Annotated in this window: 14 protein-coding genes; 11 read left to right on the forward strand and 3 right to left on the reverse strand. The window is 68.0% G+C overall.

Annotated features, from left to right (window positions below; translation table 11 throughout):
- Positions 1-17: 17 nt before the first annotated feature.
- The 3 genes from AC3WJI_RS03305 to AC3WJI_RS03315 all read left to right on the forward strand — a co-directional run bounded on the left by AC3WJI_RS03305 (position 18) and on the right by AC3WJI_RS03315 (position 3308).
- Complete coding sequence (locus tag AC3WJI_RS03305) at positions 18-494, forward strand: type II secretion system protein M (protein ID WP_492755817.1); 477 nt, start codon at positions 18-20, stop codon at positions 492-494.
- Complete coding sequence (gspE, locus tag AC3WJI_RS03310) at positions 491-1978, forward strand: type II secretion system ATPase GspE (RefSeq protein ID WP_492755818.1); 1488 nt, start codon at positions 491-493, stop codon at positions 1976-1978. The genes AC3WJI_RS03305 and gspE overlap by 4 nt, the downstream gene beginning before the upstream one ends.
- Positions 1979-2081: 103 nt before the next feature.
- Positions 2082-3308 carry a type II secretion system F family protein gene (locus AC3WJI_RS03315; protein ID WP_492755819.1) on the forward strand — a complete coding sequence of 409 codons (1227 nt, stop codon included), beginning with the start codon at positions 2082-2084 and terminating at the stop codon, positions 3306-3308.
- Positions 3309-3464: 156 nt separating this feature from the next.
- Here the strand turns inward: AC3WJI_RS03315 and AC3WJI_RS03320 are convergent, their stop codons facing one another.
- A complete protein-coding gene (locus AC3WJI_RS03320; RefSeq protein ID WP_492755820.1) occupies positions 3465-4157 on the reverse strand; it encodes a hypothetical protein in 693 nt (230 codons plus the stop codon).
- Positions 4158-4180: 23 nt separating this feature from the next.
- Here AC3WJI_RS03320 and AC3WJI_RS03325 point away from each other — a divergent pair, with 23 nt between their 5' ends.
- From AC3WJI_RS03325 to AC3WJI_RS03335, 3 genes are read left to right on the forward strand one after another with little or no spacing between them, the layout of a single operon-like run.
- Positions 4181-5224: an ABC transporter substrate-binding protein gene (locus AC3WJI_RS03325; protein WP_492755821.1), complete on the forward strand. Its 1044-nt coding sequence runs from the start codon at positions 4181-4183 to the stop codon at positions 5222-5224.
- Positions 5221-5769 (forward strand): PulJ/GspJ family protein, encoded by a 549-nt coding sequence (locus AC3WJI_RS03330; RefSeq protein ID WP_492755822.1) that lies wholly within the window; start codon positions 5221-5223, stop codon positions 5767-5769. Before AC3WJI_RS03325 ends, AC3WJI_RS03330 begins: the two co-directional genes overlap by 4 nt.
- Positions 5766-6638, forward strand: a complete 873-nt coding sequence (locus tag AC3WJI_RS03335) for a type II secretion system minor pseudopilin (protein ID WP_492755823.1) — start codon at positions 5766-5768, stop codon at positions 6636-6638. The genes AC3WJI_RS03330 and AC3WJI_RS03335 overlap by 4 nt, the downstream gene beginning before the upstream one ends.
- Before the next feature lie 139 nt (positions 6639-6777).
- On the opposite strand, the gene AC3WJI_RS03340 is transcribed toward AC3WJI_RS03335, so the two are convergent.
- Together AC3WJI_RS03340 and AC3WJI_RS03345 are read right to left on the reverse strand one after the other, a co-directional pair.
- The gene (locus tag AC3WJI_RS03340) at positions 6778-8103 is read right to left on the reverse strand and encodes a sensor histidine kinase (RefSeq protein WP_492755824.1); all 1326 of its coding nucleotides are present in this window, start codon (positions 8101-8103) and stop codon (positions 6778-6780) included.
- A complete protein-coding gene (locus tag AC3WJI_RS03345) occupies positions 8093-9487 on the reverse strand; it encodes a sigma-54-dependent transcriptional regulator (protein ID WP_492755825.1) in 1395 nt (464 codons plus the stop codon). The genes AC3WJI_RS03340 and AC3WJI_RS03345 overlap by 11 nt, the downstream gene beginning before the upstream one ends.
- Before the next feature lie 369 nt (positions 9488-9856).
- Here AC3WJI_RS03345 and AC3WJI_RS03350 point away from each other — a divergent pair, with 369 nt between their 5' ends.
- The 5 genes from AC3WJI_RS03350 to AC3WJI_RS03370 are packed head-to-tail and all read left to right on the forward strand — an operon-like array spanning position 9857 to position 17146.
- Positions 9857-10045, forward strand: a complete 189-nt coding sequence (locus tag AC3WJI_RS03350; RefSeq protein ID WP_492755826.1) for a hypothetical protein — start codon at positions 9857-9859, stop codon at positions 10043-10045.
- A 40-nt stretch (positions 10046-10085) separates the two neighbouring features.
- Entirely contained in the window at positions 10086-11399 is a 1314-nt protein-coding gene (locus AC3WJI_RS03355) for an efflux RND transporter periplasmic adaptor subunit (protein ID WP_492755827.1), read from the forward strand.
- Positions 11400-11419: 20 nt separating this feature from the next.
- Positions 11420-12100, forward strand: a complete 681-nt coding sequence (locus tag AC3WJI_RS03360) for an ABC transporter ATP-binding protein (protein ID WP_492755828.1) — start codon at positions 11420-11422, stop codon at positions 12098-12100.
- 26 nt (positions 12101-12126) lie between these two features.
- Positions 12127-14625: an ABC transporter permease gene (locus AC3WJI_RS03365; protein ID WP_492755829.1), complete on the forward strand. Its 2499-nt coding sequence runs from the start codon at positions 12127-12129 to the stop codon at positions 14623-14625.
- Positions 14626-14635: 10 nt separating this feature from the next.
- Entirely contained in the window at positions 14636-17146 is a 2511-nt protein-coding gene (locus AC3WJI_RS03370) for an ABC transporter permease (RefSeq protein WP_492755830.1), read from the forward strand.
- The last annotated feature ends 137 nt before the right edge of the window (positions 17147-17283 follow it).

The following is a 17283-nucleotide window of genomic DNA, read 5'->3' on the forward strand; positions in this document are numbered from 1 at the left end:
GAATCGTCATTTCCCGCATGCCGGCGCTGGATGCCGCCCTAGCTCGTTTCGACGGCTGGTGGAGCGGGCTGAGCCGGCGCGAGCGAATCCTGGTCGCCGGGGCGGCGACACTGATCGGCGCGGTGATCCTGATCTTCGGGGTGATCAAGCCGCTCCAGGCGGCGCGTGCCGATGCGCTGGCCGACATCCGCACCTATGAGACTTTGAGCGCCCGGATCCGCGCGGCGGGCACGCTGACCGCTGCGCGTGCGCCACGCCGCCAGGGTCCCGCGGCGCAAGTCGCGACCAGCTCGGCTTCAGCGTTCGGGCTCGTCGTGGCGCCCACCGCCATTCCAGGCGGGATCCGCGTGACCGTCGCCGACGCGAGCTACGATTCGCTGATGGCGTGGCTCGCAGATCTCAGCGCGTCGAGCGACCTGCGCGTCCGCCGGGTGTCGATCCAGCGCCGTCCCACCGCCGGCCGCGTATCGGCGAGTGTGGATTTCGCCGGATGAGTGAGACGCTGATCCTCGTCGACGATGCGCCGGCGACGGTGCCCTACAGCTTCGCGCGCCGGCATGGCGTGCTGCTGCGTGCAGGCCCGGCCGGCATGGAATGCCTGCACCGCGCCGGCGCGGGCCTCGACGCATTGCTCGAAGTCCAGCGGATCGCGCCGGGCACCAGCTTCGTCGCGGTGAGCGACGAGGCGTTCGACGCTGCGCTGAGCGCGCAATATAGCGGCAGCGCGGGCGCCGCGGCGGATTTCGACCTCGGCGACATGGACCTGGCCGCGCTCGCCGACAGTGCCGCCTCGGTCGACGATTTGCTCGACACGCGTGACGACGCGCCGGTGATCCGCCTGATCAACGCGCTGCTGCTCGAAGCGGTCAAGGAAGGCGCTTCGGACATGCATATCGAGACGCAGGAGAAGCGTCTTGTGGTGCGCTTCCGGGTCGATGGCGTGTTGCGCGACATGATCGAGCCGCCGCGCGCGCTGGCGCCATTGCTGGTCAGCCGCATCAAGGTGATGGCCAAGCTCGACATCGCCGAGCGGCGCGTGCCGCAGGACGGCCGTGTCACCTTGCGCATCGGCGGGCACGATGTCGACGCGCGCGTCTCGACGATTCCGACCCAACATGGCGAACGCGTGGTGATGCGCCTGCTCGAAAAGGGCTCGCTGCGGCTCGACATGGAAGCGCTCGGGATGAGCGCGCGCGACCGCCAGCTGCTCAATCGGCTGCTTGAGCGTCCGCACGGCATGCTGCTGGTCACCGGGCCGACCGGATCGGGCAAGACCACGACGCTCTATTCGGCGCTCAGCCGCCTGAACGACCGCAAGCGCAACATCATGACGGTCGAGGATCCGATCGAATACGAGCTGCCGGGCATCGGCCAGACCCAGGTCAATCCGCGCACCGACATGACGTTTGCACGCGGGCTCCGCGCGATCCTGCGGCAGGATCCCGATGTGATCATGGTCGGCGAGATCCGCGACCAGGAGACCGCGCAGGTCGCGGTGCGCTCGGCGATGACCGGGCATTTCGTGCTGTCGACCCTGCATACCAACAGCGCGATCGGATCGGTGACGCGGCTGATCGACATGGGGGTCGAGCGCTATCTGCTCGCGCCGATGCTGGTCGGGCTGGCGGCGCAGCGGCTGGTCCGGAAACTCTGCCCGAGCTGCCGGCGCGAGGACGTGGCGAGTGAGGCGGATTCGGTGCTGCTCGGCGGGGCGATCGCCCCGGGCGAGACGCTGTGGCGTGCGCAAGGCTGCGCCGACTGCCACGAGGAAGGCTATCGTGGGCGCGCCGGGCTCTACGAAGTCGTCGCGGTCGACGACCGGCTGCAGAAGATGATCCATGACGGCTTGTCAGAGGCCGATCTGGAAGCGCAGGCGCGGCGCGACAACCCCAGCCTGCTCGACGACGGCATTGCCAAGGTGCGCAGCGGCGTCACAACCGTCGATGAAGTCGCCCGCGTGGTGAGGGACGAGGCGTGATTTCTGCTTCGCTTTGTTCCCCGGCGAAGGCCGGGGCCCAGCTTCGAGCTGCGTGCAACTGGGCCCCGGCCTTCGCCGGGGAACGAGAGAAAGCGCTGCGCTGATGCCCGCTTATTCCTACCGCGCCGCCGACCGCACCGGCGCGAGCAAGAAGGGCATAATCGAAGCATCCTCCCCCGCCGCGGCGCGCGCCTTGCTGCGCGAGCAGGCGCTGCTGCCGCTTTCAGTCGAAGTCGCGAGCGCGCGGGGCGCCTCGCTCGGCAGTATCCAGCTGCCGCAGCTGCGCCGCGCGGCCATTTCTTCCAAGGCGCTCGCCACCGTCACCCGCCAGATCGCCACGCTCGCCGGATCGGACATCGCGATCGAGGAGGCGCTGCGCCTCGTCGCCACCCAGTCCGAGCAGCCGCAGGTGAGCTCGCTGCTGGTCGATGTGCGCGGCGCGATCCTCGACGGGCGCAGCTTCGCCGCGGCGCTGGCGCAGCACCCCAAGGCGTTTCCCGAATTCTACCGCGCCTCGGTCGCCGCGGGCGAAGCCTCGGGGCGGCTGCCTGACGTGCTCAACCATCTCGCCGAGTTCGTCGAGAACCGACAGGCCAACGGCCAGAAGCTCCAACTCGCCTTGCTCTACCCGGCGCTGCTTGCTCTGGTCTCGGTGGGCATGATGGTGCTGCTGATGGTCTATGTCGTTCCCGACATCGTCCGCGTCTTCGTCTCGCGCGGCGCCGATCTGCCGTTGCTCACCCGGATGATGATTGCGATCAGCTGGTTCCTGCAGAATTTCGGGCTCTATCTGATCCTGGGGATCGCAGTGGGCGCATTGTTCGGCGTGCGCTGGATGCGGGTGCCGGCCAACCGCCTGCGGCTCCACCGGATGTTTACCGAGCGCCGGCCGTTCCGCCGCTTCAGCCGCCAGATCAATGCCGCGCGCTTCGCCGGCAGCCTCGCGACGCTGGTGGGCAGCGCGGTGCCTTTGGTCGAGGCGCTCCACGCCGCGGCGGCGGTGACGCCCAATCGCTGGGTGCAGGAAAAGGCGCTCGGCGTCGCCCAGCGTGTCCGTGAAGGCATCAGCCTGCGCGCGGCGATGCAGGAAGCCGGAGTGTTCCCGACGATGCTCGTCGCGATCGTCGCGAGCGGCGAGACCAGCGGGCGGCTCGCCCCGGCATTGGGCCGCGCCGCGCACGAGCTCGAGCGCGAGCTCGATGCGCTGGTAGCGACCCTCGTCGCTCTGGTCGAACCGCTGGTGCTGCTGGTGATGGGCGGGCTGGTGCTGCTGATGGTGCTCGCGATCCTGCTGCCGATCATTAATTTGAACAATTTGGTGACGCTGTAGCCAATCGGACTCCCCTCCCTGCAAGGGAGGGGTTGGGGGTGGGTGCGAGCGCAGCGAGCCCTTCCAAACGCATGAACGAAAAGAAAAGGCCGGGCATCGAGCCCGACCTTCTCTTACCCACCCCTAACCCCTCCCTAAGAGGGAGGGGTGCGACGGTCACATCTCGCCCTGAAGCCTCGCGCCTCCGGGCAAGCCGATGAACGGCAGCACCGTCGCGCCGTCGGGAGTTACCGAAATGTCGACCGCACCGCTTTCCGCCAGCTCGAGCGTGACCAGCGTCCGCCGCCGCTGCGCCATCGGCGCCACGCGGATCAGCGTGCGGTTGCCGATATGCTCGGCAGTGAGGATCAGCGCGGGAACCGCGGTCGCCGCGCCGCCGCTCTTGGCGCGGCAACTGCCCGGGTCGGTGGTCGCGGTGCCGCTCAGCATCCGGCTGCCGCCGCCGACCGCGATCCGCTCCATCTCGATCTGCATCACCAGATCGCAGGTGAAGGGCAGGTTCGGCTGGAGCGCCTGGAGCAGACTGCCGTCGGCGCTGCCGCTCACATGATCGAGCACCACCCGCCCGCCAAGATGCGCGAGGACGCGCCCACCCATGTCGGTATCGGGACCCGTCGCCTTCCAGTCCGCGGCATAAGCCAGGCTGGTCAGCGAACGCAGCGGCGCCATCTGCCATTCGAACTTGGCGCCGCCTGCCACGCCGACTTCGCCGTTCCAGATCGTGCCTGCGACGCCGGTCCGCCAAGGCCCGTTCTTGAGCACGACGCTGGCCGGCAAGGTGACGAGCAATGCGAGCAGATAGGCCCCTATGCCGAGGCCCGCGAAGACGATAATACGCCGCCGTGCCACACCCCCAACTTCCGGAGTCGGCAATGGACCGGCGCTCGCTGCTCCGCTTGCTGCAATCAGGCCTGGTCGCGTCAGCGGCATCGGTCGTGCTTCCCTCGCATGCATTCGCCACAGCCGAGAAGAAGGACAAGCGCCCGATCGCCCTGCTGGTGCCGCTCACGGGACCGCGAGCGCGGCTGGGCGTTAGCATGCGTCAAGCGGCGTTGCTCGCGGAAAACAGCCAATATGTGCTGAGTTTCGACACCGGCGGCACCGCGGCGGGCGCGGCGGCGGCGGCGGGGCAGGCGCTGCGCCAGAAGCCGGCGCTGATCCTCGGGCCGCTGTCCGCCGCCGAAGTGCCGGCGGTGAGCAGCAGCGTCGCGGGCCGCGTGCCGATCATCGCGTTCAGCAACGATTCGGTGCTGCGCGCGCCGGGTACGTGGATCTTCGGGATCACCGCGCGGCAAGTGACCAGCGCGATCCTGCGTTATGCCCGGTCGCGCGGGATCAAGACCGTCGCGGTGATCGACGACGGCAGCCCGTGGAGCGCCGCCGCCTCGCTCGCGGCGGGCCAGCTCGAGGGCGAGCTCGGCGTCAGCGTGCGCGTGCTCGAAGTGAAGGCGGGCCAGCCGCTGCCTGCCGCCGGCGACGCCCCGGACGGGCTGCTGCTGCCGGGGAGCGGCGAGGCGGTGCTTGCGGCGGCGCGCAATCTCAAGGACAGCGGCATCCAGCTGCTCGGCACCTTGCAGGGGATCGACAATCGACCGCAGGCGCTCGAAGCGCTCGACGGGGCGTGGATCGCCAGCCCCGATCCGGCGGCATTCGGCACCTTTGCGAGCGAGTTCGCGGCGCGCAACGGCGGCGATGCCGGCACGATCACTGCGCTCGCTTACGACGCGGCGGGCATCGCCAACACTCTGCGCGCAGCGAATACGCTCGACGCCCGGGGGCTGCTCGACGGCAAGGGCTTCCGCTGCGTCACCGGGCCGGTGCGCTTCCGCACCGACGGCTCGGTCGCGCGCGACTTTGCGATTCTCGTGGCCCGGCCGCACGGCTACGAACCGGTGGCGGTGAGCTCGGGCTCGTGAAGCGCGGCCCCGAGGCCGGCGAGACCGGCTTCACGCTGATCGAGCTGATGATCTCGCTGGGGCTGTTCGCGCTGATCGCAGTGGCGGGGCTAGCGCTGGTCGAAGGGATCATCAATGTCCAGGGGCGCACCGAGAAGCGGCTCGATCGCCTCGCCGACCTACAGCGCACGATGTTCGTGGTGTCGAGCGATGTAGAGCAGATCGCCGACGGACCTTTGTCGGGCGGCGGCGCCAACCTGTCCTTCACCCGCGCCGCACCGGGCACGGGCGGCGCGGCGGTGCCGATGCGCTACGGCGCCCTGAACGGCGCGCTGGTCCGCACGATCGGACCGATGCCGCAGCTCGTGCTCAGCGGCGTGGCGAATGTGCGCTGGCGCTTCTGGGACGGCACCTGGCTCGATCGCTGGCCGGTCGACGAGGCGGGCAAGGACAAATGGCCGCGCGCCGTGGCGCTCGAGATGCAGGTAACCGGCCCGGGCGGCACGCCGGGCTCGCTGCGCCGAGTGATCGCGCTGCCGGTCCGCGCCGAGGAGCCCAAGCAATGAGGCGCGACGAGGAGGGGATGATCCTCGTCAACGTGCTGATGTTCGTCGCAATCGCCGCCGGGCTGGTGTTGCTGATGATCAACCGCGAGGAGTTGGCGCTCGATCGGGGCTTGCGCACCCGCGAGGCGGCCCGCGCGCTGGCGATCGTGCGCGGCGGCGAATTGTCGGCTTTGGTCGCGCTGCGCCGCGATGCCGAGCAGTCGCCCGAAGTCGATCATGTCGGCGAGCCCTGGGCCAAGCTCTCCGAAAACGGCGCGCCGATCGAGGGCGGAACGTTCGATCTCGCCATTGCCGACGCCGAGGGGCGCTTCAACGTCAATTCGGTGCGCAGCGGCGAAGTGGCCTCGACGATCCTGTTCCAGGCGATCGGCAACGAAGCAGGGATGACCGGCGAGCAGATCGTGGCGGCGATCGAATATGTCCGGCTGCGGGGGCCCGTCACCGATCTGCGCCCGCTGCACATGGCGGGGATCGATCCGAAGGTCGCGGACCGGCTCGAACGGTTGGTGACGGCGCTGCCTGGCCGTACCACGCTGAACCTCAACGCCGCCGATGAAGCGATGCTGACGCTGCTGTTCCGCGATCCGCTGATCGCCCAGCGCCTCGTCGCGATCCGCACGCGGCAGGGCTATCTCACTGCCAAGGATCTCGCCGACCAGAATGTCTCGCTGCCCTCGGGCGCGAGCTTCCGCTCGAACACCTTCTGGGTGCGCACCCGCGCGACGATCGGCGGCACCAGCCAGCAGGCGGCGACATTGATCCAGCGCCGGCTGGGGCCGGACGGCAAGACCCAAGTCTTCCCGGTCGAACGCTGGCGCAACGCCGCAGTCCCGCCGGGCGCGCCGCCGCTGCCGACGGGGAAGAGCTAGGCCGCAAGGTACATAATCCTCCCCCGCCAGGGGGAGGTGTCAGCGCAGCTGACGGAGGGGGAGGAACCACCGCACTCAGTGATTCCTCCCCCTCCGTCGCCTTCGGCGCCACCTCCCACTGGCGGGGGAGGATAAGAAGCTAAAGCACGATCCGGAACAGCGCGCCGCCGCCGGGCGCGTCGGTGACGTCGATCGCGCCGCCATGTGCGACGACGATCTGGCGGGCGAGATTGAGGCCCACCCCGGTCCCCGCCGCGCGCGTGGTGAAGAAGGGCAGGAAGATGTCTGGGCGCAGACTCTCGGGAACGCCGGGGCCATTATCCTCGACTTCTAGGATCGTCGCGCGGCCTTCCTCGCGCAGGCGCAGCGCCAATTGCGGCGCCTGGTCCGCGCCGGCCATCGCCTGCGCCGCATTCTGCATCAAGTTGATCATCACCTGCGCGAGCAGATCGGGATCGGCGTCGAGCACCAGCGCCTCGGGAGCGACCGTCACCGACAGCGGCACGCCGGAGGCCTTGGCGGCGAAGATGCGCGCGAGTTCGTCGGCCCAAGGGCGCGCGGCGAAGCGCTGGCGCTTGATCTCGGGAGTCTGCGCGACGGCGCGATACGCCTCGATGAAGTTACTAAGCCCCTGGGCGCGCCGCGCCAGCGTGTCGACGGCGCTGCGTGCGTCGCCGATGCGCGCATCGGCCGCGAGATCGGAGTCGCCGAGCAGATCGGCCGCGGTCGCCGCCAGCGACGTCACCGGCGTCAGCGAATTGAGGATCTCATGCGTGAGCACGCGGACGAGGTCGGTCTGCGCGGCCATCTCGACGGTGTCCAGCGTGCCCTGGATCGGCTGGACGCTCACCGCGCGCGTGCGCTGGCCGAGCCGCTCCAGCGTCGCGGCGCGCACCAGCATCCGTTGCGGACGACCTGCGATATTGAGAATCAATAGCTCTTCGCCTTGCGAAGCGTTCGCAAGACGCCGGGCAAAGCTCGCACCGTAAATGGCGAAATCCTCGGGCAACGTCCCGTGGTCGCCGGCAAACAGACGCCGCGCAGCCTTGTTGGCGAGCGTGACATTCCCCTCGGCGCCGATCGTCAGCACCGCCACCGGCATGTCGTCGACCAGCGCGTCGAGATATCGCAGTTCCCCGGCGATGCGCTGCTGGTCGACCCTGAAGCGCGCGAGTGCTTCGTTGAGCGACTGGCCGAGTTCGCCGAAGCCGGCGCCGCCCTGGGCGTCGAACTGGAGCGCGGTGTCGCCAAAGCGGAGCGCTTCGAGGAATCGCGCGACGGTGCGGTTGGTCCGCGTCACGTGGCGCCACAGTCCCGCGAAGATCGCCGCCGCGACCGCCAGCGCAACGATCCGGGCGGCACCCAGGCCGGGCGTCGCGAACGCCGCGATGCAGGCCAGGATCGCGACGACCAGCGCGGCGATCCAGGCGATCAGCCCGATCGTGAAGCGCTGGTCAAAGGCCATGCTTCTCCATGCGCCGATAGAGCGCCGCGCGCGAGAGGCCGAGCTCGTTCGCGGCGAGCGAGATGTTATAGCCGTGCTTGCGCAGTGCCTCCTCGACCAGCCGGCGCTCGACACGCTCGAGGTTGAGGTCGTCCGCTGCCTTGGGCGGCACCACCGCCGAGGGCGCGATCCGCGGCGCTGCCGAGACCAAGGCGAAATCCTCGGGCTCGAGCGGTGCCTCGCGGGCGAGGATCACCGCGCGTTCGAGCGCATGGCGCAACGCGCGCACGTTGCCTGGCCATTCATAGGCGAGCAGCGCCCGCTGCGCCGCGGGGCTCAGCTCGGGCAGCGCGCGGCCATAGCGCCGGGCATAATGGTCGAGATAATGCTCGATCAGCTCCGGCACGTCCTCGACGCGGTCGCGCAGCGGCGGCAGGTCGATCTCGACGGTATTGAGCCGGAACAGCAGATCCTGGCGGAAATGGCTCTCGTCGCGCAGCTTCTCGGGCGGGAGGTTGGTCGCGGCGATCACGCGAATATTGACCGGAACCGGCTTGTTGGCGCCGACCGGGGTGACCTGGCGCTGTTCGAGCACGGTGAGCAATTTTGGCTGCAGCCGGAGCGGCAGATTGCCGATCTCGTCGAGGAACAGCGTGCCGCCATCGGCCGCCTGGATCCGCCCGACGCGATCGGCGCGCGCATCAGTGAAGGCGCCCTTCACATGCCCGAACAGCTCCGAATCGATCAGGTCCTCAGAGATCGCGCCGAGATCGACCGTCAGCATCACCCGATCGGCGCGCAGCGATTGGCGGTGCAGCTCGCGCGCGACGAGCTCCTTCCCCGTACCGTTCTCGCCGAGCACAAGGACATTGGCGTCGGTCGGCGCCGCGCGGCCGATCAGCGAATGGACGCGGGCCATCGCCGGCGAGCGTCCGAGCAGCGTCGACCCTGCCATGGCCGAAGCCGGGGCGGCGGGGGCGACGCCCTTCGCCACCGCGGCGCTGCGCGAACGCCGCAGTGATGCCGCGGTGCGCACCGTGGCGAGCAATTTCTCGTTCGACCAGGGCTTGGAGACAAAGTCGGTCGCGCCGCGCTTCATCGCCGCCACTGCGACCTGCACCCCGGCATGCGCGGTGATCATCACCACGACCATCTCCGGATCCGTGCCGAGCAGCTTCTCGAGCCAGGCGAGCCCCTCGGCCGCGTCGGTCGCGCCGCGCGCGAAGTTGGCGTCGAGCAGCACGACGTCGGGAGTGCGCGCCTGGATCAGCGGGAACGCTTCGTCGGGACTGCGCACCGTGGCGACATCGGCGAACAACCGGCGCAACAACAACCGCGACGCCATCAGGATGTCGTCGTCGTCGTCGATCACGACGCAATAATCGAATTCGGGCCCGCTCCCCATCCGTCCACTCCCGTACAGCGGCTGTGCGGTTCCGGACAATCAATTTGCGTGCCAACCGTCGAGTGTTCCCCTCCCTGCAAGGGAGGGGCTAGGGGCGGGTAGAAAAGTCCGGGCTCGATGCCCGGTCTTTTCTCTTTTCCGCTCAGCTGGTTGGGCTCGCCTTCGGCTCGCACCCACCCATGATCGGTTGAACAGCGCCCCGCGCTGTTCAGGCCATGCTGGGAGCATGGCCGAACCGATCATCCCTCCCTTGCAGGGAGGGGAGCATGGGCGACATTTGGCATGGCTCCTGCTGAGATGTTCCCGAGAATTGGAGCGAGGGTCACGCAGGTGTCTGGCAATGGACGCGGAAGATTGGTGCGAAATGCGATGCTGCTGGGCGCCGGTGCCTGCGCAATGCTGGCATTCGGCGGGAAACCGTGTGCGGCGCTCGACGTCGCGATCCGCGAGACCGGCGGCCACGCCTTGCTCCGGCTTGGTGCCGCATCCGTTACGGTAGCGTTCGATTTCGGACACCGGTGTTCGAAATCGGACGCCTGTACGGGCGCGATCCTGTGATCCGTCTCGGCGCGGGGCTTGGCACGCGGATTGCTGAGTGATGGCCATGGATGTCGTGCGGATGCAGAAAAAGGCGGGGGAGCGCCCGGTCACCGGAAGCGGGATGGACGCGACCGTCGAGACGCGGAAGCTGCCGACGCGGGTCAAGGCGGCGATCGGCGGCGTCGTGGCGCTGCTCGCGGCGGCGTTCTTCTGGTGGTTCGCGCCCTCGGGATCGAGCCAGACCGTCGGCGCGGATCATGTGACCATTTCGACGGTGGCGCGCGGTACCTTCGACGACTTCATCCCGCTGCGCGCGCGGGTCACGCCGCTGCTCACCGTCTATATCGACGCGGTCGAAGGGGGGCGGGTCGAGAAGATGCTCGTCGAGGATGGCGCCACTGTCGTGCAGGGCCAGCCGATCGCCTTGCTCTCCAACGCCGAGCTCCAGCTCTCCACCCTCGCGCGCCAGACCGAAGTCGAACAGCAGATCAACAACATGCGCAGCCAGGAGCTGGCACTCGCCCAGACCCGCCTGGCCAACGAGCGTGCGGTGCTGGAAGCCGATCTCGCCCTGGACAAGACCCGCCGCCAATATGAGCGCGAGCGGCCGCTCGCCCAGCGCGGCTTCGTCAGCGCCAAGCAATTCTCCGACACCGAGGCCGACTATCGCTATCGCCAGCGCAACCTCGCCGCGCTCAAGCGCAGCCAGTCGACCGACGCGCGGCTCCAGACGAGCCAGCTCTCGCAGCAGCAGGCCGCGGCACAATCGATGCAGTCGGGCCTGTCGATCGCCCGTGCCAATCTCGACGCGCTTCAGCTCCGCGCGCCCGTCGCCGGGCAGCTTTCGGGCTTCTCGGTCCAGGTCGGCCAGTCGCTCCAGCGCGGAGAGCGGGTAGGGCAGATCGACAGCCCGGGCCGCAACAAGCTCATCGCCGGGGTCGACGAATTCTATCTCGGCCGCGTCCAGCTCCAGCAGAAGGCGATCCTCGATTTCGGCGGCAAGCGCTACGCGGCCAAGGTCACCAAGATCTACCCGCAGGTCCAGAACGGCCAGTTCCAGGTCGACCTGCAGTTCGTCGGCGCGGAGCCCGCCAATATCCAGCGCGGGCAGACGATGCAGGCCCGCCTTACGCTCGGCGATCCCGCGCCGGCTTTGCTCGTCCCCAACGGCGCCTTCTACAACGAGACCGGCGGTAACTGGATCTTCGTGGTCACTCCCGACGGCGGCAGCGCGGTCAAGCGCCAGGTCCGCCTCGGCCGCCGCAACGCCGAATTCATCGAAGTCCTCGACGGGCTCGAGGCGGGCGAGAAGGTGCTGACCTCGCCCTACACCGGCTACACCGACAAGACGCGCCTGGACTTGTCCAAATAATTCCAAGGAAAGGGAATTTCATGCTGACGATGCGCGAACTCTCGAAGGTCTACCGTACCGACACGGTGCAGACGACCGCGCTCGATGCGATCGATCTCGACATCGCCGAGGGCGAATTCGTCGCGATCATGGGCCCCTCGGGGTGTGGCAAGTCGACGCTGCTCAACATGATCGGCATGCTCGATAGCCCGTCGAGCGGCAGCTATGTGTTCAACGGCAAGGAAGTCGCCGGGCTTTCGGAAGCCAGGCTCGCCGACGTCCGCAAGGAGAGCATCGGCTTCATCTTCCAGAGCTTCAACCTGGTCGACGAGCTGTCGGTTCGCGACAATGTCGAGCTTGCCTTGCTCTACCACAATGTCTCGGCCTCCGAGCGCAAGCACCGGGTGGACGAAGTGATGGACAAGGTCGGCATCGCGCATCGCGCCCGGCATCGGCCGAGCCAGCTGTCGGGCGGCCAGCAGCAGCGCGTCGCGGTCGCCCGCGCGCTGGTCGCCAATCCGAAGCTGATCCTGGCCGACGAGCCGACCGGCAACCTCGACACGCATCACGGTGAGGAAGTGATGCGGATGCTCCAGACCTTGAACGCCGAGGGCTCGACGATCGTGATGGTCACGCACTCGCCTGCGCACGCGGACTATGCCGGGCGGATCGTCAGCATGCTCGACGGGCGGATCCTGCAGGAGCGGCGCCGGGCAGCGTGAGGGGGTGGGCCAGGGGAGGATCGGCCATGTGGCGTAACTATTTGACGATCGCGCTGCGGCTTCTCGCGCGCAACCGCGTCTATGCCGCGATCAACGTGGGCGGGCTGGCGCTCGGCCTCGCCGCGTGTCTGCTGATCCTGAATTATGTCCAATATGAGCGCGGCTACGACGCATGGCTGCCGGGCAGCGACCGCATCTATCAGGTTCAGACGACCTGGCATGAGCCGGGCCAGCCGATCACCCGCTCGCAGCGCAGTCCGTTCCCGGTACGCGCCACGCTCTCCGGCGGCTTTCCGCAGATCGAGACGCTCACCATGCTTCAGGACGGCAAGACCGTGGTGATGCGCGACGGGCAGCCGCTGTTCGTCGACGCGCAGACTGTCGACCCTGCTTTCTTTGATATCTTCAAGCTGCCCTTCGCCAGCAGCTCGGCGGCCGACGCGCTTCCGAACACCAATTCGATCGTCCTCACCGAAACCGAGGCAATTAAGCAGTTCGGGACCACCGACGCGGCGGGCAAGACGATGACTCTTGGGGCCGGCGCGGGCAAACGCGACTATCTGGTCAGCGGCGTGCTCAAGGACCTGCCGCGTAACTCGAGCCTCAAGCTGGCCCTGCTGTTTCGCTACGATCCCGCCAGCGCCGACGAATTGCTCCCCGAGTTCAAGGGCTGGGGCAATATGAACCAGCAGCATTATGTCAGGCTACGCGCCGGGTCCGACGCTGCCGCGATCAACGCCGCCTTGCCCGCTTGGGAGAAGCGCGTCGTCGCGCCGCAGCTCATCGACGGCAAGGCCTCTTCGCAGGCCGACATCATGGATCTCGCGCTGGTGCCCATCACTGGCGTCCACCTCGGCCCGGCACAGGACGGCGCGCTGACCCAGGGCGGCGACCCGCGCGCGCTGACCACGTTCATCGTCGTCGCATTGCTGACGCTCGGCATGGCGGTGATCAACTTCGTCAACCTCTCCACTGCGCGCGCCTCGCAGCGCGCTCGCGAAGTCGCTTTGCGCAAGGTGCTCGGCGCGACGCGCGGCCAGTTGATTGTCCAGCTTCTCAGCGAGTCGCTGGTGATGGCGGGGGTCGCTACGCTGGTCGCCCTCACTTTGGTCGAACTCGCCACGCCGTGGATCGGCGGATGGGCCGGCGCCGATCTGAGCGTGCATTACTTCGGCCGTGGCGGCATGCTGCTTCCCGTGCTCGGGCTGTTCGCGGCGACCGGGCTGCTCGGCGGGCTCTATCCGGCCTTTTATCTGAGCGCCTTCCAGCCCGCGGCGGTGCTGCGCGCCAACAAGTCCGCGGCGGAGACGCCCGGCAGCGGCCGGCTGCGTGCAGGACTGGTGGTGCTCCAGTTCGCCATCGCGATCGGTCTGATCGTCTGCACATGGGTGATCTGGTCGCAGACGCGCTATGTCGAGACCGTCGACCCCGGTTATCGCCGCGACGGGCTGGTCCAGATCGATTCCGCCTGGCGCTTCGCCGGGGACGACAGCCGCTACCAGGCGTCGCGGCGCGAGTTGCTCGCGGTACCCGGCGTTGTCGCGGTCGGCCGCACTAATCTCGGGCTCGCCGCGCGCAACAAGAACACCCAGGCCGTGCGCCTGCCCGGCGGCCCCGAAGACCTGTCGATGGGCGTCTACGGAGTCGATGGCGATTTCTTCGGTACGATGGAGATGCGCTTGCTGGCCGGCCGCTTCCTCGGCGATCGCTTTGCCAATGATCGCATGCTCCATGCCGCCGAAGATGCGCAAGAGCCGGCGGTGCGGGCGAAGATGGTAGCGCGCGGACTCAACGTCGTGGTCAATCGCAATGCAGCCAGGCTGCTCGGTTTCGCCGCGCCGCAGGCGGCGCTCGGCAAGACGATCAGGGTCAGCCTCGACGGCGGCGAGATGGCGCCGACGACGATCGTCGGCGTGGTCGAAGACACGCGCATCCGCACCGCGCGCGATGCGGTCGAGCCGCTCGTCTACATCTACGACGCTGATCGCACGAGCCAGGTGATCGTGCGCTATGCCGCGGCGCGCCCGGGCGAAGTGATGGCGGGCTTGGGCAAGGTCTGGCGCCGCTTCGAGCCCGAAATCCCGTTCCAGGCGCGCTTCGCCGAGGAGGTGATTGCCGAACTCTACGCCGCCGATCGCGCACGCGGCACGCTGTTCGCCGGCTTTTCGGCGCTGGCGGTGCTGATCGCCTGCCTCGGTCTCTACAGCCTCGCCTCGTTCGCGACCGAGCGGCGGACCAAGGAGATCGGCATCCGCAAGGTGCTCGGTGCGAAGGTCCGCGACATCGTCCGATTGCTCGCCTGGCAATTCTCCAAGCCGGTGGTGCTCGCCAATCTGATCGCCTGGCCTGTGGCATGGTGGGCAATGCGCGAATGGCTCAACACCTTCGACGTGCGCATCGCGCTGACCCCCGGACCCTTCGTTCTCGCGGGGCTGCTCGCGCTCGGCATCGCGATCGCGACCGTTGCCGGGCAATCGCTGCGGGTTGCCCGCACCAATCCCATCCACGCGCTTCGCTACGAGTAGGACCCCGCACATGTGGCGCAATTACCTGACCGTCGGCCTTCGGGCGCTCGCCAAGAACAAGGTCTACGCCTTCATCAACATCTTCGGGCTGTCGCTCGGCATCGCCGCGTGTCTGCTGATCCTGACCTTCGTGCGCTACGAATTCAGCTATGACAGCTGGATGCCCGGAGCCGAGAACGCCTATCAGCTGCAGGACCTCTACACCTCGACCGAGCAGGGCGGCGAGGAGATGAAGCTCCAGGTGACCAGCTACGCCTCGGGGATCGCGCTGGCGAAGGACTTCCCGCAGGTCGACAAGCGCGTCTACATCACCGGGCAGGACATTACCTTCCTGCTCAACGGCCAGGCCTATAGTCCGCGGCATGCCGTGTTCGCCGACGGCAACCTCTTCGACGTGCTGCGGATACCGTTCAAGCTCGGCGATCCGGCGCATGCGCTCGACGATCCGAACGCCCTGGTGCTGAGCGAGACAGAGGCGAACAAATATTTCGGCACCGCCAATCCGCTGGGCAAGACGATCACCCTGATCAGCGGCGACCTGCGCGAGGACTATCGCGTCACCGGCGTCTATCGCGACCTGCCCAAGAACACCCATCTGAGCATCGGCGCGGTCGCCCGCTTCAATCCGCAGACCTATTTCGCCAAGAGCCCGACCTTCCTCACGTCGTGGAATTCGCAAGGCGGCTATGTCTATGTGAAGCTGCGTCCCGGCACCGACGTCGCGGCGATGATGGCGCAGTTCCCGGCATGGGAGAAGCGCAACATCCCCAACGATCCGGCCGATGGCGGCCCCGTCACCAACCCCGGCGACGCCCAGGATTTCCGCCTCGCCAACGTCCGCGATGTCCATCTCGGCGACGCGCAGCACGCCGGGCAGACGGTGGGTAGCGACAAGCAGACGATCCTGACCTTCGCGGTGGTCGCGGTGATGATCCTCGGCATGGCCTGCATCAACTTCACCAACCTCGCCACCGCGCGCGCCTCGCAGCGCGCGCGCGAAGTGGCGCTGCGCAAGGTCCTCGGAGCGACGCGCCGGCAGCTGGTGATCCAGTTCATCAGCGAATCGATCCTCGTCGCCGCGATCGCAACCTTGGTCGCGCTCGCGCTCGCCGAGCTCGCGCTGCGGCCGCTCAACGGCTTTCTCGATGCCGAGATGCAGATCCGCTATTTCGGCGGCAAGGGCATCCTGCTGCCGGTGATCGCCCTCGCCATCGCGGTCGGGCTGGCCGGGGGCGTCTATCCGGCGCTCTACCTCTCCCGTTTCCAGCCGGCCCGCGTGCTCAAGGCGAACAAGTCCGCCGCCGATGCCGAAGGCAATGGCCGGCTGCGCAACCTGCTCGTCGTCGGTCAATTCGCGGTGTCGATCGGGCTGATCATCTGCACCGCCATCGTCTATTCGCAGACGATCTACGCGCGGACCATGGACGCCGGCTACCAGCGCGAGGGCCTGCTCCAGGTCGCCGGGATCAACGCGCCGCAGGCGGAGGCAGTGGCCAAGACACTGGTCGAGGAGATCCGCCGCATCCCCGGAGTGACCGGCGTCGCGCGCAGCGGGATCGCGGTCAATCCCGGCAACAATTCGATGACGAGCGCGCGCCTGCCCGGGCAGACCCAGTCGGTGCAGCTCGGCGTCTACGGCATCGATCCCGACGTCAAGGATACCCTCGGCATGCGTCTGCTCGCCGGCCGCAACTTCTCCGAAGCGATCGCGATGGACGATTCGACCACGCCTTCGCCGACCGATATCGCCGCGGAACGCGCGCTCGTCGCGCGCGGCACCAACTTGGTTCTCTCCGAAACGGCGGTGAAGCGGCTCGGCTTCGCCAGCCCGCAAGCCGCGATCGGCAAGTCGATCGAAGTTGGCTTCACCGTTCCCGAGGCCGGCAATTGGGTGCCCGCCACCATCGTCGGGGTGGTGAGTGACGTGCGCTATCGCAGCGTCCGCCAGCCGCTCCAGCCGATCATCTATTTCTACCAGACCCGCGGCTACTTCACCTTGCTCGTGCGCCACACCGGCGCCGCGAAGCCGGTACGCGACCGAGTCGAGGCGGTGTGGAAGCGCCTCGTTCCCGAAATCCCATTCGAGGCACGCTCGGTGACCGAGATCCTCCAGACGCTGTACAGCCGCGACGAAACCCGCGCGCAGCTGTTCGGGATGTTCGCGATCCTGTCGGCGGTGATCGGCTGCCTGGGGCTGTTCGGCCTCGCCGCGTTCACCGCCGAGCGCCGGACCAAGGAGATCGGCATCCGCAAGGTGCTCGGCGCGCGCACCCGCGACATCGTCCGCCTGCTCGTCTGGCAGTTCAGCCGGCCGGTGCTGATCGCCAACCTGATCGCCTGGCCGATGGCATGGTGGGTGATGCGCGACTGGCTCAACCAGTTCGACCTGCGCGTCGCCCTGACGCCGTTTCCATTCGTGCTGGCGGGATTGCTGGCGCTGCTGATCGCCGTGGCGACGATCGGCGCGCACGCTTTCCGCGTCGCGCGCACCAATCCGGTCCATGCCTTGCGCTACGAGTAGGCGCGTCAGTTCAGGGCACGGCCGGGCGGGCGAGGGTTGAGCAGGTGAGATTGCCCCGGGCAATCTCAGCCATGTGCGGGGCACATGGCGACCTGCTCAACCTCTCGCCCGTTCTTGTTTTATCGCTTTCCCTATTG

The organism is Sphingomonas sp. FW306-1B-B10E, assembly GCF_058782005.1.

Excerpts from the sequence above, each read along its gene's own strand:
- AC3WJI_RS03305 (WP_492755817.1), top strand. The coding sequence starts at position 18 with ATGCCGGCGCTGGATGCCGCCCTAGCTCGTTTCGACGGCTGGTGGAGC.
- gspE (WP_492755818.1), top strand. The coding sequence starts at position 491 with ATGAGTGAGACGCTGATCCTCGTCGACGATGCGCCGGCGACGGTGCCC.
- AC3WJI_RS03315 (WP_492755819.1), top strand. The coding sequence starts at position 2,082 with ATGCCCGCTTATTCCTACCGCGCCGCCGACCGCACCGGCGCGAGCAAG.
- AC3WJI_RS03325 (WP_492755821.1), top strand. The coding sequence starts at position 4,181 with ATGGACCGGCGCTCGCTGCTCCGCTTGCTGCAATCAGGCCTGGTCGCG.
- AC3WJI_RS03335 (WP_492755823.1), top strand. The coding sequence starts at position 5,766 with ATGAGGCGCGACGAGGAGGGGATGATCCTCGTCAACGTGCTGATGTTC.
- AC3WJI_RS03340 (WP_492755824.1), bottom strand. The coding sequence starts at position 8,103 with ATGGCCTTTGACCAGCGCTTCACGATCGGGCTGATCGCCTGGATCGCC.
- AC3WJI_RS03345 (WP_492755825.1), bottom strand. The coding sequence starts at position 9,487 with ATGGGGAGCGGGCCCGAATTCGATTATTGCGTCGTGATCGACGACGAC.
- AC3WJI_RS03350 (WP_492755826.1), top strand. The coding sequence starts at position 9,857 with ATGCTGCTGGGCGCCGGTGCCTGCGCAATGCTGGCATTCGGCGGGAAA.
- AC3WJI_RS03355 (WP_492755827.1), top strand. The coding sequence starts at position 10,086 with ATGGCCATGGATGTCGTGCGGATGCAGAAAAAGGCGGGGGAGCGCCCG.
- AC3WJI_RS03360 (WP_492755828.1), top strand. The coding sequence starts at position 11,420 with ATGCTGACGATGCGCGAACTCTCGAAGGTCTACCGTACCGACACGGTG.
- AC3WJI_RS03365 (WP_492755829.1), top strand. The coding sequence starts at position 12,127 with ATGTGGCGTAACTATTTGACGATCGCGCTGCGGCTTCTCGCGCGCAAC.
- AC3WJI_RS03370 (WP_492755830.1), top strand. The coding sequence starts at position 14,636 with ATGTGGCGCAATTACCTGACCGTCGGCCTTCGGGCGCTCGCCAAGAAC.